Origin of the sequence: Actinoplanes sp. NPDC049265 (assembly GCF_043197135.1) — a bacterium.
Taxonomy (GTDB): domain Bacteria; phylum Actinomycetota; class Actinomycetes; order Mycobacteriales; family Micromonosporaceae; genus Actinoplanes.
Genome location: NZ_JBICSP010000001.1, coordinates 528353 through 547190 on the forward strand (window position 1 = coordinate 528353; position 18838 = coordinate 547190).

Genomic DNA, 18838 nt, shown 5'->3' on the forward strand with positions numbered 1-18838 from the left:
GAGCGACGGGCGGCCACCAGGAAACGGTGGGCGGTGACCTTGAACTGGCCGGCTGTGCGGATCATCGCGTCGATGCGGCGGAGTTCGCGGTCGTAACGCTGCGTCGAGAAGTCGCGGACCTGCCACGGGACGGCTCGCAGCTGGTAGACAATCGCTCCGACGTCGTGGAACGCGACCTCGGGACGCTCCTCGCGGACGTCGGTCACCTCCAGCCCGGCGGCCTCGAGGGCGGTCACCGCGTCGGCGGCCGTCCAGCGCTTCGAATACGGCGGCGGGGCGCCCAGGGCCGCGTTCAGCTCGGCCAGGTCGCCGCTGCCCACCTGCTGGGTGAGCACCGTGCCGCCGGGGGTGAGCAACCGGGCGATGTCGTCGGCGGGCAACCGGCCGTGGCGGCTGAGCACCACGTCGAACTCGTTCTCGCCGCCGGGCAGCTCAGTCACCACCGAGACACCGAAGGGGGTGAGGCGGTCGCGGGCCACCGGTGTGTTCGGCGCCCAGCTCTCGACCGCGACCGTGTGCCGGGGCAGGGGGGCCAGCTCGGCGAGCAGCTCGCCACCGCCGGTGTCGAGGTCGAGGAGGCTGCTCGCACGGCGGACCAGCGGCCGGGCGAGATGCGGGAACGACCAGGAGGGGTCGAAACCGACCGCTCGGCCGTCCTGCCAGCCGAACTCCCAGCCCACCAGCGGCACGCCCTCGGCCTCGCCGATCAGCCGGTCATACTCCGGAATCGTTTGCACCTCACGACGGTAACCAGCGGTCGGTGGAGATTCGGCCGCAGTTGTGCGTGTTCCGCGGCACGCTCTGGTTACGCCCCGATAACAGCGCCGTCAAGTCCCGGGCCGCGTTCGCCGCCCGGCCGGGGTACGAGACGAAGCCCAACCCGGGCCGCGCCCACCATCCGACCGGGTACGAAACGAGGTCCAGCCGGGGCCGGGCTGCGAACTTCCGGTGGTAGGTCTGGGCGGTATCCGCGGCGCGGATACCGCCCAGACCTACCACCGAGGCTCAGATCAACAGTCGACGACGCCGAAGTCGAGGGCGTGCTCATCGCCTTCGACCGAGAGGGTCGGGTCGCCTTGGGGGCAGTCGACCTTCGACTCGAAGCGACCCCGGGCGTCACTGTGGGCCACGGCGACGATCTCGTCGTCCAGGATGATGTCGATGGCGTCGGTGGGTGCGAAGCCGGCGCCGCGTACGGTCAGCACGCCGTGTGAGCGGGTCCAGCAGCCGGCCCAGCCTATCCGGATCTTGGCCTGGGCCTTGCTGCCCTGCCGGCCGGCCAGCTTGACCGGGTAATAGCCGGAGGGGACCGCCTTGATCTCGGCGGACTTCCGGTAGCCGCCGGCGCCGTCCGCCCGCATGCTGCCGTAGGCCAGGCCGCCGACGGCCAGGTCGATCGTCTCGTACGGCTTGAAGCCCCGGCCGCTGACCGTGAAGGTGTTGACGCCACCGCACGGCGCGACCCGCGGAAGAACCGTGGACGGGCTGACGGTGACCTTCGCGGCCGCCTGAGCCCCCTGCGGCACCGCGACGATCGGCAGGACGAGGGCCAGGCCCAGCAGCAGCTTTTTCACGCACAGGAAGCTACTGCCCTCCCCATGATCAAGTGCCGGGTTCGCGGCTTTTACTCCACGCGGCTGATCGGCTCACTGCCCCTGGCTGAGGCCGCTGACCTGGATCGGAACCGTGAACGTGGCACCGTGGCAGGCCGCCGGCGTCCCCTCGGCCAGCGTCAGCGCGTCCGGGATCGAGAACGCGCCGATCGTGTTCTTGGCGACGTCCCAGTTCACCTCGAACGATTCCCGCGTCATGGTCACCTTCGGGTCGCGGCAGCCGCTGTCGCGATGTTCGTCGTCGGCCACCGGGGCGCCCAGGGCCGGCCGGACCGTCGTGATCCGGATCGGGAAGTCGTAGTCGTTGGTCAGCGTCACGGTCAGGTTGCCGGTCCCGCCCGGCCTCAGCGGCCGGTTGAGGTCGGACCGCGCGCGCAGGGCGAGCTCGACCGTGGCGCCGGCCCGCACGCTGGTCTCCGAGCCCGCGATCCGCCAGTAGGCCCAGGCCACGCCGGCGTTGACCACGATGGCGACGACCGCCGCCACGATGAGGATCGAGCGCGTACGACCGTCGAACCTGCTCATCCCGGACCGTCCCGACTTCGGCTGCCTGACCTCCCACGTGGGCTCGTCCGGTTCCGGCAGTACTGCCATGTCGGTACCCTGCTCGACGGTTGTGGTGGTCGCAGGCCTGCTGCTGATGATCCGCATGCGGCGAGTTCCTCCTGCGCTCCGATTTCACGTTTCGCGTTTCGCGGCAGGATCCATATTCCCTGATCAGGGGCGATTCGTTGATCGGGATTCCGTCCGCAAGTCATGCTGCACACGGGCTAATCCCAACGAGGTAGAGCACCAAATGTGAATCGCTACCACCGGTGCCGCACGAAACATTCGTAAATTGGCCTGACCTGCGCGTACATCTGGGGTAGCACTTCTGTTAGCGGCACTCAAACTGATGGCGATGGTCGAGGCTTTCCCGCGTACCCGCGAAGGGGTTTGCCCTTGTGGTCGTGCTGCCCGTCTACCCGAATCGGCGACGGACGGACCTGTAATCGGTAAGACTCAAGTGCATGCCGAGGCGCCGGGACGTGCTCCTCCGGGTGGCCAACGTCAACCCGGAGAGCGTGACCACGCACTCCGACCGGGTGCTGTACAGCGCGATCGGCGTCTTCGTGCTGCTCTACTTCGTGTACGCCACGCTCGGCGGGGCGGCGTTCGTCGAGGCCAGCGCCAACTACACACACCCGTGGTGGCAGTGGGTGGTCGGGCCGCTGGTGGCGATCGGTGTTGTCGCGTACGACCGGGCGGTGGTCGGCCGGGTGGCCATCAGCTACCAGAACCTGGACTCGGCCGACCCCCGCCACCTGCTGAAACGGCCGACGCTCGGGCTCTACCTGGGCCGGGTCGGGCTGGCGCTGCTGTTCGCGGTGATCATCACCGAGCCACTGATGCTGGCGCGCTACAAAGGCGAGATCGACGCGTACCTGAACCAGGTGCACAACCAGCAGATCCTGGCGATGTCGTCGTCCGGTGCGCTCGGGGCGTACGACCAGCGGCTGACGTTCCTCAAGCAGCGCGATGCCGAGGACGACGCCGCCGTGGCCAAGCTCACCGGGCAGGCGGTGGCCAAGCGGCGTGACGCGCGGGCGCTCTACCAGCAGGCGTTGCAGGACTCGCTCGGCGACGGCATCTCGCGCAAGGCCGGCTGTCCGGCCGGCGGAGACTGCGACAAGCTGGTACGCCGCTCGCGCGCCCTGGACGACCAGGCGGCGGGACTCGACCGGCAGGCGTCGAAGTTGAAGGCGACGCAGCAGTCGGCGCGGGACGCGCGTACCCAGGAAATGGTTTCACTGACCCGGCTGATCGCCGACCAGCGTGAGCAGAACGCGGCCGCGATCCGGGCCGACGCCGGCTTCGGCGCCCGCACGAGCGCGATGGCCCACCTGGTGACCAGCGACTTCTGGGGCATCGGCATCTTCTACGTCGGGATCGCGCTGCTGCTGGTCGCCCTGGACTGCGCGGCGGTGGGGCTCAAATTCGTCTCCCGGGGCAACGCGTACGAGCGTTCCGAGGCCCGTGCCGCCCGCGAACGCGAGCACGCTGCGTTGATCGCCTACGAGCGTGGGGTCGCCGACGCACGGGTGTACGGCGAGGCCACGATGCGGGTGGTGGCCGGTGGTGTGGACGCGGCCACCCGCGACGAGGGGCTCACCGAGATGGCCGCCGAACGGGCCCGGGCTCAGCTCCGCGACAACGTAGCCGGATATAAGCCGAGATCACGGCATTTCTCCGGGCAACCGGAACGCCCGGTCGATCGCTTGGCGAACCAGAAGCCCGTTCGGACTTAACGCAAGTTGCACCAAGGCGCTACTATGTGCTCCGGCGCATCGCCTGCCCACGCTCTGTTGACCGGCGGCTAGGCCGCTCTGGCGACTTGCGCCGTGGTGACGGGCCCCTGACTCAGGGGCCCGTTTTCGCTGCCCCCGACCGGTCTGTGCCACCCGCGCCAGACTTCGTTCGTTATCGTCCCGAGATGTCACGGAACGGTCACAACATCAACCGAGAGTGATCATAGGGCCCCTGATCCTATTCGGACACCGGCGCGCCGTGCACGGCCGTCGGCTCGGGCTCGGTGATGGAGACCCGCACCACCACCGATGCCTGCACGGTCTGCGGCGCCGGGTCAAGATCGAGGTCAAGCTCGGCCGACTCGGCCTTGGCCGCGAACGCCATCCCCCGGTGCATGACCGGCTGAACCCCACCGGCCCCCTCATCGGCGATCTCGATCAGCCGGTCGACCCGCGCCCCCACCGCCGCTGCGTATTCCCGGGCCCGCCGCAACGCGTCCCCGATCGCTTCCGCCCGCACCTCCGCACCGGCCCGGCTCCCCGGCTTGAGCTGCCAGTACGGCCCCGAAACACTGGCCGACCCGAGCCGCCCGAGCCGCAGCAGAATCTCCCCCAACGCCGCGAAGTCGGACACCATCACAGTCGTGGTGGCCGCCGCGCGATAGGCGACGACCTTTTCCCGCTTGAGCTCGGGATGAATCTGCACACCCCCCGACTCCCGCCGCTCGATCGCCGCTTCAAAGTCATCGAGGTGACTGCGCAACTCCGCCGCCCGCTCGGTCAGCCGTGCCAGTGCCGTCCCCCGGTCGGCCTCCCGCGCCTCCACCGTCACCGACACCAACGCCAACTCGGGCGGCACTTCCCGCACGGCCTCCCCCCGCACCACGACGGTCGCCGGTTCCCGCTCCCCCATCACGTCCCCTTCCCACCCGCATTCAAAGTCACATTCTGATGGGTACGCCCACAGAAACGTCCCGCCAACCAGGCCAGCCAGCGATCCAAGCTCTCCTCACCCGCCGCCGGGTTGTCCCGTCGCCCCAGCCAGCCTCCCGCCCCAAGAACTGTCCCGCCGACCCCGAACCGCCCGGCCAGAGCGGCGCCACCCTCCGGGTCTTGGGGTCAGGCGCGGGAGCGACGCACCGCCATCGTCAGGGCGACGACCGCGACGATCAGGAGCAGCACGCCCGCACCGACGAAGAGCAGCGGCGGGATCCCGCTGTCGCCGTCACCGTCGCTCGCGCTGGAGTCGGGCGCGCGCGCCGGCGCCTGGGCGGCCGGCGGCGGCGAGGACGACGCCGGCTGCGCGGCGGTCAGGGCCTTGACCAGGTCGAGTTCGCCGTGGCCGTAGTAGTCGTCGCGCCCCTTGTCGCCCTTGTCGCCGGCGGTGGCGGTGAGGCGGTCGGTGACCTGTTGCGGGGTCAGGTCGGGATACTTGGCCAGGATCAGGGCGGCCGCCCCGGACACGACGGCGGCCGAGTTGCTGCTGCCGAAGCCGTTGCGGTAGGTCCCGTAGAGCCCGGCCTGCTCGATGTCGACGCCCGGCGCGACCAGGTCGACCTGCGGGCCGTGCTGGGAGAACTTCGCCACTTTGCCGTCCCGGCCGACCGCGCCGACGCCGATCACTTCCGGGTACGCGCCGGGATAGTCGGGGGCGTTGCCCTTGTCGCCGGTGTTCCCGACCGACGACACCAGCACCACGCCGGCGTCGGACGCCTCGCGGATCGCCGAGTGCAGCGTCTCCGAGTCCGGCAGCCCGAACGACATGTTGATCACCTTGGCGCCGTGCCGCACCGCCCAGCGGATCCCGTCCGCCGCGAACGTCGGGTCGGTGGCCGGCCGGATCGGCAGAATCTTGGCCGCCGGCGCGATGCCGACCACCCCGCTGCTCCCCCGCCCGCGCGCCGCGATGATCCCGGCCATCCCGGTGCCGTGGCCCTCGGTGTCGGCGTTCCCCTTGGCCCCCGGCCGCGTCGTGTTGTTGCCGTCGAGCACCGCGCCCTCGAGATCCGGATGCTTGGCGTCGACGCCGGTGTCCAGCACAGCGACAACCACGTCGGAGCCTTTGCTGATCCGCTGCGCCGCCGCCACATCAAGCGCATCCAGATACCACTGCTTGTCCCGCACCGAGTCCGCCCGGGCCGGCGCAGGAACCGCCCCCACCAGCGCAAACACCGCCAGCACGGCACCCACTCGCCGCCCCCAGCGCCCGCCCCCAAAAGCACGCCGCCCAGACACCAAAGGCCGCCCGCCCCCGGACGACCGCCGCCCAGACACAGAAACCCGCCCGCCCCCGGAAGCCCGCCGCCCAAACCCGGAAGCCCACTCGAGCCCGAAGGCCCGACCAGACCCAGAAGCCCGCGTAGACCCAGAAGCCCGCCCAGGCGCGAAGAGGCGCCCCGAAGACTCGGCCGCGGAAGAGAGCGCGGGCGAAAGCCCAACCGGGGAAGAGGCCGCAAGCGAAGGGGCGGCCACCGAAGCGGGGACCGTCCGGGGGAGGACCGGCGGGGAGGAGCGAGCGGAAACCACCGGCCGAGCGGAAACCACCGGCCGAGCGGAAACCACCGGCCGAGCGGAAACCACCGGCCGAGCGGAAACCACCGGCGGGGAGGAAGAGGCCGGCCGGGAGGAGGGCGAGCCCGCCGCCGGGGCAACGGGCTCGGTGGGGTGGTTGGCGATCACCCGCGGTAGCCACCGATCACGTTGGGCCCAGGGTCGTGGCGTGGGTTGCTCGTTTGGGGCTTGATGACCGGGGCCACCCCGGAGTCGGTTTGCCAGGGATTGTCGGGGTCAAAGTGGGGTCCGTCGGGCGTGTCTTCGTCGCGGCCGTTGGGTCGGCGGGAGTTGGACAGCCCGGTCTGGGACGCCGTGTTGCGGATGCCGGCGGACTCCTCGGGCGGGAGCCAGGACGGGCGCGGTGGTTTCTGGCCGCCCCGCACACCGGAGGAGGCGCGGAGGCCGCCGCGGCCGACGTTGCCGGCTGACACGCTGCCGGGTCGGCCCGCGCCGGGGCCGCTGCGGCCGACCGTTTCGCCGATCACCGCGCCCGACGGCAGGGCGCCGCGGCCACCGACCGGGGCGGACCGGAAGTTGGTCGAGGTCAACGGCTTGGTGGCACCGATGGGACCGCCACCACCACCGATGGGCGGAGTGGGCGGCAGGCCGGGCAGGATGGCCGGCCCGGGACCGGGGGTCACCGGCGGGCCGCCGATCACCGGAGGCACCCCGGGCGACGGCGTGACCACCGGCGGCGGACCGGGCAGGGGCGTCACCCCGGCCAGGTCGGGGCCGGTCGATCCCACGGTCGACCCGCCACCGCCACCGCCGTCGGAGGGTGCGATCGGGTCCATGCCGGGCAGCGGCGGCACCGGGTCGTGCGGCACGGCGATCTCCGTGTGCGAGCCCGGCCCGGCGCCGGACGACGAGCCGACGGGGCCGTACGACGAAGACCCGCCACCGCCGGCCGAGGACGACGTCGGCGGTCCGCTGTAGTGGCTGCCGCCCTGGCCCGCGTCGTTCTCGGCGGGGGGCGTGTAGCCGGATTTCGCGTTCGGATCCATCTGGTAGGGGTCGGGCACCTTGAGCGACGGCACGTTCTGCTCGACGACCTGCTCGGTCGTGATCATGATGTTGCGGGCCTGCTCGTCGATCTCGTCCTCGGCGTTGTCGAACCAGCCGGGGACCCAGTCGCTGTTCTTGTCCTTGTACTGCTCGTACAGCGGCTTGATCTGCGCTTTGGCCTGGCGCAGCGACTCGAGGATGTTGGCCAGGCCGTCGGCCGTGGCGTCGGCGTCCGTGCGGGCGGAGTCCATCCTGGTCAGCAGGTTGTCGAGTTCGGTGACGAAGGCGTCGGCGGACGCGTTCTGTGCGGGCGGCCAGGCGGCGATCAGTGCCTCTTTCGCCGCCTTCAAGCGGTTGTGCTGGTCCTTGACCGCGATGGCGACGTCACCCCAGGCGGCGACCTGGCGCCAGGCCTCGGGGTCGTCCTCGTCGGCCACCATGGCCCACAGCCGGGGCGTGTTGAACGAGCCCCAGTTGGTGCACCAGCTCGAGGTCAGCGGCGCGTCGCTCATGCCGCCCCCTCGATGCCTTTGACCTGCTCGAACGCCTTGCGGTGGGCCTCGTCGGTGGCGGTCCGCAGCATCGCGTTGACCCGGGCCGCGGCCTCGGCGTTGTTGGCGTCGACGGCGTCGAACTCGCGGGCCACGATCTCGGCGGCGGCGGCCATGATGCCGGCCGCTTCGACGTACGCGTTCAGGTTGCGGATGTGCGAGCTCATGGCCTGCGAATAGCGGGTCTTGGCCGCGTGCACGGCGCCGCTCGCGTTCTTCTGACCGAAGTTGACGCCGGACAGGGTCACCGCCGCGCGGCTGACCGCGGGCCGGAACACCTCGTCGGAGTCGAACCGGACGTCCTCGGCGAAATTGTTCAGTTCGCCGGTCTCCACATTGATGGAGGGATCACCCATCGCTGCCTCCCCGTGATCGCTCTCAACGGCAACGCATCGAGGGTAACCGCAGCGTGGGACGCATGGGTACCCGTGCCGGACCCACTGTGGATAACTGAGGAGTCAGGCGGTCAGGCGTTGCGCGGCGGCGGCGACCCGCTCGTCCGAGGCGGTCAGGGCAACGCGCACGTGGCGCGCGCCCGCAGGGCCGTAGAAAGCGCCCGGAGCTGCGAGGATGCCGCGTTCGGCGAGCCATCGCACAGTGGCCCAGCAGTCTTCGTCGCGGGTCGACCAGAGGTAGAGGCCGGCCTCGGAGTGGTCGATGCGGAATCCGGCGCCGAGCAGCGCCTCGCGCAAAATCACCCGGCGGGAGGAGTAGCGGTCGCGCTGCTCGGCCACGTGGGTCTCATCGCCCAGGGCGGCCACCATCGCCGCCTGCACCGGCGCCGGCACGATCATGCCGGCGTGCTTGCGGACCGCGAGCAACTCGCCGACCAGGGCCGGGTCGCCGGCCACGAACCCGGCGCGATAACCGGCCAGGTTGGACCGTTTCGAGAGGGAATGCACGGCCAGCAGGCCGCTGACGTCGCCGTCGCAGACCTCGTCGGCCAGGATCGACACCGGTGCGGCGTCCCAGCCCAGCGACAGGTAGCACTCGTCGCTGACCACCGTCACGCCCCGCTCCCGCGCCCAGGCGACCACCTTGCGCAGGTGGGCGACCGGCAGGACCTTGCCGGTCGGGTTCGAGGGTGAGTTGACCCAGAGCACGCGTACACGCGGATCGGGTCCCAGCGCGGTCAGCGAGTCGGCCCGCACCACCGTGGCCCCGGAGAACCGCACCCCCACCTCGTACGTGGGATAGCAGACCTCCGGAATGGCCACGACGTCGCCGGGCCCGAGCCCGAGCAGGGTCGGCAGCCACGCCACCAGCTCTTTCGAGCCGATCGTGGGCAGTCCGCCGACCCGGGCGGTGGTGCCACAGAACCGGGCGACCCAGCCGGCGATCGCCTCGCGCAGCGCCGGCGTACCCGCGGTCAGGGGGTAGCCCGGCGCGTCCGACGCCTCAGCGAGCGCCGCGCGGATCGACGGCGGAACCGGGTCGACCGGTGTGCCGATGGAGAGGTCGACGATGCCGCCGGGGTGCGCGGACGCGACCGTCTTGGCCGGCTCGAGCAGATCCCAGGGGAAATCCGGCAGCTTCGACGACAGCGGCACGGGTCAGTGCTCGCCGTTCAGGCCGGCCGGCTGGGCCGCCACGAACGTCGCGTCCTTTTCCACCTTGCCGACCTTGGAGGCGCCGCCGGGCGACCCCAGGTCTTCGAAGAACTCGTAGTTGGCGTTCGTGTAGTCCTTCCACTGCTCCGGGACGTCGTCCTCGTAGAAGATCGCCTCGACGGGGCAGACCGGCTCACACGCGCCGCAGTCCACACACTCATCGGGGTGGATGTAGAGCATCCGGTTGCCCTCGTAGATGCAGTCGACGGGGCACTCCTCGATGCAGGCCTTGTCGAGCACATCGACGCAGGGCTCAGCGATGATGTATGTCACGGCAGTTAGATCCCTTCTGGCCCTTCGGCACCCAAGCCGCGCTGGCGATGGGCGGTGGGCGGTGCGGCAGCAAGCAAAGCCTAGTATCTCGCCGGAGGGAGGTCGCGCGTGCTCCGACGGCAGGATGTGGGACACCGGGTGGTGGTACGCCGAATTGTAGGCGTTTCCGCCGATAGGACGCTGTTCTCCGATGCCCTCGGGGAACTCGTCGATCTGACCGAGACGGATCTCACCATCGCGACCGCCAAGGGCACCGTGCGCGTACCCCTGCACGAGGTCCACCGGGCCAAGCGGGTGCCGGCGGCCCGCCGCCCACCAGCGGCCGAGGTCATCGGCCTGGAACTCGCGGCCAACGACGCCTGGCCCGCCCCGGTTCAGGCCCGGCTGGGCGGCTGGATCCTGCGGGCGGCGGAAAACTGGACCGGACGTGCCAACTCCGCGCTGGCCGTCGGCGACCCCGACCGCACCCTCGAGGAGGCCATCGACGCGGTCACCCGGTGGTACACCGACCACGGCCAGCAGGCGCTGATCAACGCGCCGATGCCGCTGGCCGCGCCGGTCAACGCCGCCCTGGACGAGCGCGGCTGGTCGGCCCGGCCACTCACGCTGGTGCAGACCGCGCCGATGGAACGGCTGCTGGCCGGTGCGGCGCGCACGGACCTGCCGCCGGTCGCGCTGGCCGACAATCCGTCCGATGACTGGTACGCGATGGTCGCCGACCACAAGGGCACGTTGCCGCCGGCCGCGAAACGCGTGCTCACGGGCGTACCCGACGCGGTTTTCGCCCAGGTCCGCGACGCCGCGGGTGAGCTGCTCGCGGTGGCCCGGGGAACGGTGACCGGCGCGCAGCGCTGGCACGGCATCGCGCTGCTGCAGACGGCGCCGAGCGCACGCCGCACCGGGCTGGCCGCGCACGTGGTCCGCGCGATGGCCCAGTGGGCGACGCAGCACGGCGCGACCCGGGTCTACCTGCAGGTGGAGGAACGCAACACGCCGGCTGTCGCGCTCTACGGCAAGCTGGGCTTCACGACCCACCACACCTATCTGACCCGGGTCAGTCCCTGAGGTCGGTGCTGACGGTGCTCACCGCCCGAGAATCTGCTCCAGTCGCATGACCGCACGCTCCTGATAGACGTCACCGACCAGGTAGTGGCCGCGCAGAGCGTTGCTGTCCTGCTCGACCAGCAGGTACCACGGGATGCCGGCCTCGGCGTACCCGTGCATCTTCAAGGTGTGGTCGAGGCTGGAACTGACCGGCGACACCACCTCGACGACCAGCAGCACGTCGGCCGCGTCGACGACCGGCTCGTCGATGTCGATCGGGCCGGTGACCACGATGTCGGGGATGACCACGCGCTGGTCGCTGAGCCGGACCGTGACACCGACGAGCACGTTGAGGTCACCGCGGCCGACCCGCAACGCCCCGGCCAGCGCCTCGATGATCAGCTGGTGGCGCGGGCTCGGACCGGGCCGGACCACGATGTTGCCGTCCCACATCTCGTTCATCCCAGCAGCTCCCGGACGAAGTCGCGTTCCGCGTCGAGATCGCCGACCGAGATCAGCAGGGCCGGATGGGGCAGGTCGGGGGCGAGGGCGTGGTGGGCGTACATCTCCGGGGCATCGGCCGACCGGCCCAGGTAACGCTCGGCCAACGCGGGCGGCAGGTCGTGCCAGTCGGTGACCGGGTCACGGGCCACGCCGCAACGGACCGCGTCGCCGCGGCGGGTCACGGCCAGACCGGCCAGCCAGCCGCCGAGCCCGGTGCCGTGCGCGGCCACCCGGGTCAGATCCAGGTCGGGATGCTTGCCGGTGAGGTCGCGGAGCGCGTCGAGGACGTCGGCCAGCGTGACGTCGGCCAGCCGGCGATGCACCGCCTTCTCGAAGCTGGGCGCCACTCCCGGCGTACCCCTCGGATCGACACTGACCACCGCGAAGCCGGCGGCCGCCCACCAGCAGCGCTCCTGCCACCCGGCCGGGTCCTGGGTCACCTGCTGCCGCCCCGGACCGTCGCCGAAGGTGAGCAGCACCGGCAGCCGCGAGCCGGTCAGGTGCTCGGGCGGGTAGAGGACCGCGGCGGGGAGGCGGCGGTCGGTCACCCGGGACAGGATCGGATGCGGCGAGTACGGCAGGGGCTCCACGTACGACCGCAGCCGATGCACCACCACGTCGCCGCGCCGCACCTCCTCGCCGATCACCAGCACGTCACCGCCGGCCGCGGCCGGCCGGGCCGGGCCCAGCCGGGTCGCCTCGGTGCGGCCCCCACCGGCCGACGCCCGGATCCGGAAGATGTCCCGGGTCGCCGGGTCGCCCTCGGTCGCCTCGACGATCAGGTCGGCGCGGGGCAGCACCCCGATCACCCGGCGGATGTACAGGCCGGGCGGGGTGAGCAGGCTGCCGTCGGCGAACAGGCACCGCGCGTCGAAGCCGTCGTGGGCCAGCTCGCCGCCGACCAGCACCCGGCCGTCGGGCAGGTGCCGCGGCGTACCCGGGATCGGCTCCACCCAGCGCGCGTCGGCCAACTCGGCGTGCACCTGCGTCTCACCCGTCCGCGGATCCACCGACAGCACCAGCCCGTGCTGCTGCAGCCGGCGCAGCACGGTGATCAGCGGGCCGCCGCCGTCGGCCCAGTGCACGTCCACCAGATAGGGGTAGGTCTCCCGGTCCCAGTGCACATCGACCCAGCCGCCGTCCAGGTCGAGCAGGTGCAACGAGACCGACCCGGTGGTACGCGCGGCGAGCACCTGGCCGCCGTCCGGGGCCCACCACCAGCCCCGGCACCGGCCGAACTCCCGCCCGGCCGGGTCGCTGACCCCCCACCGCACGCCGCCCGGATCCCGCCACGAGGTGCCCGCGGGCTCCCCGGCCAGCAGCTCGTCGGCGCCGTCGGGGCCGGCGATGCGCAGGCAGTCGTCCGGCGTGACATAGCCGATGTTCACCCCGGCCGGGTCGGGCCGCGGGTCGGTGGCGGGCTCGGCGGTGGGCACGGCCGTCACGTCACCGGTACGCAGATCGGCTCGGAACAGCCGGCCGCCGACCGCGTAGGCGGCGGTCGTGGCGTCCCGATCGATCCCGAACCGCTCCACCGGCCCGGCCGCCACCTGACGCTCCCCGCCCGTGGCGACGGCCGCCACCTCTTGCTCCACGCCCGTGGCAACGGTCAGCACCCAGAGTGACGCGGCCGCGTCGAACCGGCCGGCCGAGCGCCGGAACACCACCCGGGCGCCGTCGCCGCCGACCACCACGTCGTGCGGGGCGCCGTGGCGGAAGCCGCCGGAGCGCCGCACGAGGTCGGGAAAGTCCACGGCAACCAGCATCCCTGATCAAGGCCCCTCCGCGCCCGCCCTTGGTCCAGGTTGCCCGTAGAGTTGCCCGGGTGACGGAGTCAGATCCCCGGAGCCTGCTGCTCGTGCACGCGCACCCCGACGACGAGGTGACCGGAACCGGCGCCACGATGGCCCACTACGTAGCTGAAGGTGCTCGGGTCACCCTGGTCACGTGCACGCTCGGTGAGGAAGGCGAGATCCACGTGCCGGCCTTGGCTCAGCTCGAGGCCAAGCAGGCCGACCAGCTCGGCGGCTGGCGGATCGCCGAGCTGGAACGGGCCTGCGCCGCGCTCGGCGTCACCGACCACCGGTTCCTGGGCGGGGCGGGCCGCTACCGCGACTCCGGGATGATGGGGCTCGAGACCAACCGGCACCCGCGGTGCTTCTGGCAGGCAGATCTGGACCAGGCCGCGGGCTACCTGCTGGAGATCATGCGTGAGGTACGCCCGCAGGTCATGATCACGTACGACGACAACGGCTTCTACGGCCACCCCGACCACATCATGTCCCACCGGGTGGCGATGCGGGCGGCCGAACTGGCCGGCGCCGACGCCCCCGCCAAGATCTACTTCACCGCGATGCCGCGCAGCGTCCTCGAGAACGGCATCGAGGCGTTCCGCGGGCTCGACGACAACCCGTTCGCCGACGTCGAGCGGGTCGAGGACCTGCCGTTCGGCCACCCCGACGACGAGATCGCGGCCCGGATCGACGGCACCGATCAGTACGAGAAAAAGGTGGCCGCCATGCGCGCCCACGCCACCCAGATCCCCGACAACTCCTGGCTCTACGGCATCGCCGGCGACTTCGGCGGCGAGTTCATGGGCGTCGAGTACTTCACCCTGGCCAAGGGCACGCGGGGCGAGGTCGGCGGTCCCCACGGCTGGGAAAGTGACCTGTTCAGCGGCCTGTTCGCCACGGACCGCCGATGACCGTGTCCACCTCGCCGGCGCCGACGAGCGAGTCGCCGCCACCCCCACCGCCGGCCGACAGCACCCTGGTCCGCACCGGTGGCCTGATCGTGTCGGTGCTGGCGACGCTGGTCACCGCGGTCGCCGAGCTCTACCTGACCCCGCTGCGCATCGCCGGCGTGCCGATCGGCGCCTCGGTCCTCTTCGCGGTGGTGGTCAACTGGGCGCTGGCCTGGTTCGCGCTGCACACCACGCGGCGCCGGTGGGCGGTCGGCGTGCCGTGGGTGCTGTGGACCGTGCTGATGCTGTTCGCGGCCGGCGCCCGAACCGACGAGGGCGACTACCTGCTCGGCGGCGACGACTGGATCGCCCTGGTCATGATCCTGGTCGGCAGCCTGTCGTTCGCCGTCTTCGCGTACCGGATGATCCTCAGCCGGACCACCCCCTAGGGGGCACGTTCACCGGGAAGTACGATCCCGTCCCACGGAACGTGTGCGGTAGGACAGACACACGGCGCGCGGGGAGGTAGCAGTGAAGCGACGGTGGATGATGATCGCCTTGGCGGCGCTCGGCCTGTTCGCCATCAACGTGATCGCACGGCTGATCATCCGGTTGGGTTTCCACGACGACGACACCGCCGAGGGCAACGTGTCCCTGGTGATGTTCGGCGTCATCGGCCTGGCCCTCGCGGTCATCACGTTCATCCGCTCGCAGCGGCATCGCCCCGCCGAGTGGCTCCCCGACCTGGCCGCGGCCGCCGTCCTCGGCATGCTGCTGACCATCCTGGTCGGCCCGTTCATCAGTGGTGACGGCCCGTTCGAGGGCGGCGCCGGCAACTTCTTCTCCCAGATCTGGCTGTACGGCGGCTTCGCCATCGTGGGGACGGCCCTCGGCTACTGGGTGGCCACGGCGCTGGGCCGGGACTACCGCTCGCGCACCCTGAGCGCTTTCGCCCAGTCCCGCGCGACCAAGCCCCGCCGCGTAGTCCGCCGCTGACCCCCTCCCCAGCCCTTCCACTGCCTCCGACAGTGGTGGCCCTGCGCGGTATCCGAGCCCCAGACACCGCCCCGCCCTGCCACCCCCGCCCCACGCCGCATGGGCAGCCACGGCGCCTTGGACCAGCAGCGCCGTCTGGGCAGCTCGCATTGGTGGGCGCTTGGGCGGACCGCTATCGCGGGATGGCTGCGCCGCCGCTGACGTCCTTGACGTAACGGCGGCACGGGACCGGGATGGTCCGGGCGCCGTCGCGGGCCGCGTAGTCGAAGGGGCCCGCGTCGTGCCACCCGGCCTTCTCGTAGAACCGCCGCGCCCGCGCGTTGCCGTCGACCACGGCCAGCCACGCTGCCGGGTGGCCGGCCGCCGCCACTCGACGTTCCGCCTCGGCCAGCAGTGCGGCCGCCACTCCGGTGCCACGGTGCGGGGCGTCCACGAAGACCTGCTCCACCTCGTCCCGGTCGACCATGAAGAACCCGGCCAGCACACCATCGACGTCGGCCACCGTGGTGTCGGCGACCCGGGCGGCGGCGCGTTCCAGGAACGACTCGGGCGTGCGCACCTCGGCCAGCTCTTCCGGCACCAGCCCCAGATGCCCGTCCCGCCACGCGGACGCCCAGACCCGGCCCATCGCCTCGGCATCCGCCTCCGTCGCCGGCCGCAGCTCCACCACCCCGCCACCCTAGCCCCGAGCCCACCCCGCTACGACGACAAGCTCTTGATCTCGGGAAAGACGAGGCTCTATTGATCTCGAGGAATCGGGGTGGGCGGCGGAAACGTCGGACGCATAGGGTCATGGACATGAGTGAGTTCGACGCGGCGGGGGCGGCGATCCAGGCCGCTCTCGATGCCGGGGCACGCTATGCCGACGCGCGGGTGATGGTGCGACGCACCGAGTCGATGACCGCGCGCGACGGTGAGATCGAAGGGCTGGCCTCGGACGAGAGCGCCGGATTGGGTGTGCGTGCGCTGGTCGGGTCGAGCTGGGGCTTCTACGCCATGCCGGATCTCACCGACACCGCCGCCCGGGCCGCGGGACGGCGGGCCGCGCAGATCGCCGCCGCGAGCGCGTCCGTGCCGGGGCCGCCGATCAACCTCGTGCCGACCGGTGTGACCGAGGCGTCGTGGGCCAGCCCGTGCGCGATCGATCCGCTGTCCGTTCCGCTCTCCGACAAGGGTGACCTGCTGGTCGCCGCGACCGGGGCGGCCAAGGAGGCCGGCGCCGATCTGGCCGAGGGCCTCTACCAGGTGTGGGACACGCGCAAGTGGTTCGCGTCGAGTGACGGGCACCGGATCGACCAGCACCTTCGGGAATGCGGCGCGGGGGTCACGGCCAGCGCGTTCGGCGACGGTGAGATCCAGCGGCGGTCGTGGCCGTCGCACCGCGGGCAGTACGGCACCCGGGGCTGGGAGCTGGTGAACGAGCTGGCCCTGGTGGAGAACGCGCCGCGGATGGCCGAGGAGGCCCGAGCGCTGCTGACGGCGCCGCTGTGCCCGTCCGGCGAGACCACGCTGGTGCTGGGGGGCGAGCAGATGGCGTTGCAGATCCACGAGTCGGTGGGGCACGCGATCGAGCTCGACCGGATTCTGGGGTGGGAGGCGGCCTTCGCGGGCACGTCCTGGCTCGATCTGGGGCAGCTCGGGTCGTTGCGGTACGGCTCGGAGCTGATGAACATCACCATCGATCCGACGATCCCGGGGGCGCTGGGCAGTTTCGGGTACGACGACGAGGGCACCCCGGCGACGCCACGGGACGCGGTCCGCAATGGACGTTGGGTGGGCGTGCTGGCCGGGCGCGACTCGGCCGCGGTGGCGGGGCTGGACTACGCCGGCAGTGTGCGGTCGGACGGCTGGTCGCGGCTGCCGATGGTGCGGATGACCAATGTCGGGCTGGAACCGGGGCCGCACACCCTCGACGAGATCATCGGGAGCACCGACGACGGCGTGTTCATGGACATCAACCGTTCCTGGTCGATCGACGACCGGCGGCTCAACTTCCAGTTCGGCTGCGAGATCGGCTGGGAGATCAAGAACGGGAAGCTGGGGCGGATGCTGCGCAACCCGACCTACACCGGGATCGGGCCGCGGTTCTGGCAGTCGATGGACATGCTTTCCTCGGAGACCGTTTCCTGGGGTACGCCCAACTGCGGCAAGGGCCAGCCGGGTCAGGTCGGGCACACGGGGCATCCGGCGGCGCCGGCCCGGTTCACCGGCGTGCGCGTGGGGGTGCGGGGATGAGCGAGCTGACCACGGCGGGCCGGGTCGTCGAGATCGTCCGGGCCAAGGCCGGGGCGGCCGCCCAGGCCGAGGTGATGGTGCACCATTCGGCCGAGGCGCTGACCCGGTTCGCCAACTCGGCGATCCACCAGAACGTGGCCGACGCGACCACCACCGTGCGGCTGCGGCTGCACCTGGACGGGCGGACGGCGACCAGTTCGACCACTGTCACCGACGGCGCCGGCCTGGAGTCGCTGGTGGAGCGGACGATCGCCGCGGCCGGGCTGACCCCGGTCGACGAGGCGTGGGCGGGGCTGACCGCGCCGACGCCGGCGGCCGACCGGAACGGTTTCGACGAGGCCACCGCCGGCGCCGGTCCGGCCGAGCGGGCGGCCCGGGTGCGTGCGTTCGTGGACGCGGCCGGCGGCCTGGAGACGGCCGGCTACTGCCGCACCTACTACCGTTCCGGCGCCTTCGCCAACTCGGCCGGCCAGTCGGTGTCGGGTCAGGCGGCGGGTGCGGACATGGACGGCATCGCCCGGGACAACGGGGTGGACGGCGTGGCCCGGCTGGCCGGCGAACGCATCGCCGTGCTGGACGGCGCGGCGCTGGGTGCCCGGGCGGCGGCCAAGGCCCGGGCGGCCGGCCGGGCGGCCGAGTTGCCGCCGGGACGCTACGAGGTGGTGCTGGAACCGGACGCGGTCAGCGACCTGCTCAACAACCTGTCGACGTTCGGTTTCAACGGCCGGGCGTTCACCCGTGGCGAGTCGTTCGCGCGGCTGGGGGAGGCGCAGTTCGATCCGGCCGTGACCGTCCTCGACGACCCGGGCGGGCTGCTGCCGTTCGACCTGGAGGGGACGCCGCTGCGGCCGTTGACCCTGATCGACGGGGGTACGACGGCCGCGGTCACGCATGACCGGCGTTCGGCCGCCGAGGCGGGGGCGGCCACCACCGGGCACGCGTCGACGATCTCGTTCGTCTGGGGCCCGGTCGCCCATCAGCCCTCGATGCGGCCCGGGCCGGCCACCGCGGCGAGCGCACCGGACGGCCCGGTCGCCCCGTCGGCCCGCCCGCTGGTGGCGGCCATGGACCGTGGGCTGCTGATCACCGACTTCTGGTACACCCGCGTGCTCGACCAGAAGAGCCTGGTGATCACCGGGCTCACCCGCAACGGGGTGTGGCTGGTCGAGGGCGGTGAGGTGGTCGGCGCGGTGGGCAACATGCGCTTCACCCAGAACTATCCGCAGGCGCTCGGGCCGGGCCAGGTCGCGGGGGTCGGCGGCGAGGGCGTCCCGATCCCGGACCGGTGGGCCGGGCACCGCATCACGGTGCCCGCGTTGCACCTGCGCAGCTGGAATCTCACCGGCAACGCGAGCGGCTGACGCGGCAGCCGAGCAGCCCGAATGTGAAATGTGACGAACCGAGGCTGACCTTAGAAGGTGCGTCCCGGAACCTCGGCGTAACGTGTGCCACACATGCGGACGCCCGTCGACTGCGCTGATTC

At 71.7% G+C, this 18838-nt stretch carries 19 protein-coding genes; 7 read left to right on the forward strand and 12 right to left on the reverse strand.

Going from position 1 to position 18838, the window contains the following annotated elements; genetic code table 11:
* From ACGFIO_RS02580 to ACGFIO_RS02590, 3 genes are all read right to left on the reverse strand, one after another.
* The coding region (locus ACGFIO_RS02580; protein ID WP_392821050.1) for a class I SAM-dependent methyltransferase at positions 1 to 737 on the reverse strand (737 nt) is incomplete at its 3' end.
* 273 nt (positions 738 to 1010) lie between these two features.
* Positions 1011 to 1574, reverse strand: a complete 564-nt coding sequence (locus ACGFIO_RS02585) for a hypothetical protein (protein ID WP_392821052.1) — start codon at positions 1572 to 1574, stop codon at positions 1011 to 1013.
* A 72-nt stretch (positions 1575 to 1646) separates the two neighbouring features.
* Complete coding sequence (locus ACGFIO_RS02590; protein ID WP_392821053.1) at positions 1647 to 2207, reverse strand: hypothetical protein; 561 nt, start codon at positions 2205 to 2207, stop codon at positions 1647 to 1649.
* 416 nt (positions 2208 to 2623) lie between these two features.
* Between ACGFIO_RS02590 and ACGFIO_RS02595 the strand changes: the two genes are divergently transcribed.
* Positions 2624 to 3901, forward strand: coding sequence for a DUF4407 domain-containing protein (locus tag ACGFIO_RS02595; RefSeq protein WP_392821056.1), 1278 nt, complete (start codon positions 2624 to 2626; stop codon positions 3899 to 3901).
* A 238-nt stretch (positions 3902 to 4139) separates the two neighbouring features.
* On the opposite strand, the gene ACGFIO_RS02600 is transcribed toward ACGFIO_RS02595, so the two are convergent.
* From ACGFIO_RS02600 to fdxA, 6 genes are all read right to left on the reverse strand, one after another.
* Positions 4140 to 4814 (reverse strand): SIMPL domain-containing protein, encoded by a 675-nt coding sequence (locus ACGFIO_RS02600; RefSeq protein WP_392821058.1) that lies wholly within the window; start codon positions 4812 to 4814, stop codon positions 4140 to 4142.
* Positions 4815 to 5020: 206 nt separating this feature from the next.
* The gene (locus ACGFIO_RS02605; protein ID WP_392821061.1) at positions 5021 to 6082 is read right to left on the reverse strand and encodes a S8 family serine peptidase; all 1062 of its coding nucleotides are present in this window, start codon (positions 6080 to 6082) and stop codon (positions 5021 to 5023) included.
* A gap of 494 nt (positions 6083 to 6576) precedes the next feature.
* Positions 6577 to 7971 carry a WXG100 family type VII secretion target gene (locus ACGFIO_RS02610; protein WP_392821064.1) on the reverse strand — a complete coding sequence of 465 codons (1395 nt, stop codon included), beginning with the start codon at positions 7969 to 7971 and terminating at the stop codon, positions 6577 to 6579.
* Positions 7968 to 8366, reverse strand: a complete 399-nt coding sequence (locus ACGFIO_RS02615) for a hypothetical protein (RefSeq protein ID WP_392821067.1) — start codon at positions 8364 to 8366, stop codon at positions 7968 to 7970. Before ACGFIO_RS02615 ends, ACGFIO_RS02610 begins: the two co-directional genes overlap by 4 nt.
* A gap of 102 nt (positions 8367 to 8468) precedes the next feature.
* Entirely contained in the window at positions 8469 to 9560 is a 1092-nt protein-coding gene (gene dapC, locus ACGFIO_RS02620; protein ID WP_392821071.1) for a succinyldiaminopimelate transaminase, read from the reverse strand.
* Positions 9561 to 9563: 3 nt separating this feature from the next.
* Positions 9564 to 9893: a ferredoxin gene (gene fdxA / locus ACGFIO_RS02625; RefSeq protein ID WP_392821073.1), complete on the reverse strand. Its 330-nt coding sequence runs from the start codon at positions 9891 to 9893 to the stop codon at positions 9564 to 9566.
* Positions 9894 to 10001: 108 nt separating this feature from the next.
* Between fdxA and ACGFIO_RS02630 the strand changes: the two genes are divergently transcribed.
* Positions 10002 to 10958, forward strand: a complete 957-nt coding sequence (locus tag ACGFIO_RS02630) for a GNAT family N-acetyltransferase (protein WP_392821075.1) — start codon at positions 10002 to 10004, stop codon at positions 10956 to 10958.
* An 18-nt stretch (positions 10959 to 10976) separates the two neighbouring features.
* On the opposite strand, the gene ACGFIO_RS02635 is transcribed toward ACGFIO_RS02630, so the two are convergent.
* Both ACGFIO_RS02635 and ACGFIO_RS02640 read right to left on the reverse strand, forming a co-directional pair.
* Positions 10977 to 11399, reverse strand: a complete 423-nt coding sequence (locus tag ACGFIO_RS02635; RefSeq protein ID WP_392821078.1) for a Uma2 family endonuclease — start codon at positions 11397 to 11399, stop codon at positions 10977 to 10979.
* Positions 11396 to 13207, reverse strand: a complete 1812-nt coding sequence (locus tag ACGFIO_RS02640) for a prolyl oligopeptidase family serine peptidase (protein ID WP_392821080.1) — start codon at positions 13205 to 13207, stop codon at positions 11396 to 11398. The genes ACGFIO_RS02635 and ACGFIO_RS02640 overlap by 4 nt, the downstream gene beginning before the upstream one ends.
* Before the next feature lie 59 nt (positions 13208 to 13266).
* Between ACGFIO_RS02640 and mshB the strand changes: the two genes are divergently transcribed.
* From mshB to ACGFIO_RS02655, 3 genes are all read left to right on the forward strand, one after another.
* Entirely contained in the window at positions 13267 to 14145 is an 879-nt protein-coding gene (mshB, locus tag ACGFIO_RS02645) for an N-acetyl-1-D-myo-inositol-2-amino-2-deoxy-alpha-D-glucopyranoside deacetylase (protein ID WP_392821082.1), read from the forward strand.
* A complete protein-coding gene (locus ACGFIO_RS02650) occupies positions 14142 to 14573 on the forward strand; it encodes a hypothetical protein (RefSeq protein ID WP_392821085.1) in 432 nt (143 codons plus the stop codon). The genes mshB and ACGFIO_RS02650 overlap by 4 nt, the downstream gene beginning before the upstream one ends.
* Positions 14574 to 14655: 82 nt before the next feature.
* Positions 14656 to 15120: a hypothetical protein gene (locus ACGFIO_RS02655; RefSeq protein ID WP_392821087.1), complete on the forward strand. Its 465-nt coding sequence runs from the start codon at positions 14656 to 14658 to the stop codon at positions 15118 to 15120.
* 172 nt (positions 15121 to 15292) lie between these two features.
* Here the strand turns inward: ACGFIO_RS02655 and ACGFIO_RS02660 are convergent, their stop codons facing one another.
* The gene (locus tag ACGFIO_RS02660) at positions 15293 to 15790 is read right to left on the reverse strand and encodes a GNAT family N-acetyltransferase (protein ID WP_392821090.1); all 498 of its coding nucleotides are present in this window, start codon (positions 15788 to 15790) and stop codon (positions 15293 to 15295) included.
* Between the two features lie 128 nt (positions 15791 to 15918).
* On the opposite strand from ACGFIO_RS02660, the gene ACGFIO_RS02665 reads away from it, so the two are divergent.
* Together ACGFIO_RS02665 and ACGFIO_RS02670 are read left to right on the forward strand one after the other, a co-directional pair.
* On the forward strand, positions 15919 to 17355 hold the full coding sequence (locus ACGFIO_RS02665; protein WP_392821091.1) for a TldD/PmbA family protein: 1437 nt from the start codon (positions 15919 to 15921) through the stop codon (positions 17353 to 17355).
* Positions 17352 to 18716: a metallopeptidase TldD-related protein gene (locus ACGFIO_RS02670; protein ID WP_392821094.1), complete on the forward strand. Its 1365-nt coding sequence runs from the start codon at positions 17352 to 17354 to the stop codon at positions 18714 to 18716. The genes ACGFIO_RS02665 and ACGFIO_RS02670 overlap by 4 nt, the downstream gene beginning before the upstream one ends.
* Positions 18717 to 18838 lie beyond the last annotated feature (122 nt).

Coding starts and splice junctions, on each gene's coding strand:
- ACGFIO_RS02610 (WP_392821064.1), bottom strand. CDS start 7,971: ATGAGCGACGCGCCGCTGACCTCGAGCTGGTGCACCAACTGGGGCTCG.
- ACGFIO_RS02590 (WP_392821053.1), bottom strand. CDS start 2,207: ATGGCAGTACTGCCGGAACCGGACGAGCCCACGTGGGAGGTCAGGCAG.
- ACGFIO_RS02670 (WP_392821094.1), top strand. CDS start 17,352: ATGAGCGAGCTGACCACGGCGGGCCGGGTCGTCGAGATCGTCCGGGCC.
- ACGFIO_RS02595 (WP_392821056.1), top strand. CDS start 2,624: ATGCCGAGGCGCCGGGACGTGCTCCTCCGGGTGGCCAACGTCAACCCG.
- ACGFIO_RS02615 (WP_392821067.1), bottom strand. CDS start 8,366: ATGGGTGATCCCTCCATCAATGTGGAGACCGGCGAACTGAACAATTTC.
- ACGFIO_RS02650 (WP_392821085.1), top strand. CDS start 14,142: ATGACCGTGTCCACCTCGCCGGCGCCGACGAGCGAGTCGCCGCCACCC.
- ACGFIO_RS02600 (WP_392821058.1), bottom strand. CDS start 4,814: ATGGGGGAGCGGGAACCGGCGACCGTCGTGGTGCGGGGGGAGGCCGTG.
- ACGFIO_RS02635 (WP_392821078.1), bottom strand. CDS start 11,399: ATGAACGAGATGTGGGACGGCAACATCGTGGTCCGGCCCGGTCCGAGC.
- ACGFIO_RS02665 (WP_392821091.1), top strand. CDS start 15,919: ATGAGTGAGTTCGACGCGGCGGGGGCGGCGATCCAGGCCGCTCTCGAT.
- ACGFIO_RS02640 (WP_392821080.1), bottom strand. CDS start 13,207: ATGCTGGTTGCCGTGGACTTTCCCGACCTCGTGCGGCGCTCCGGCGGC.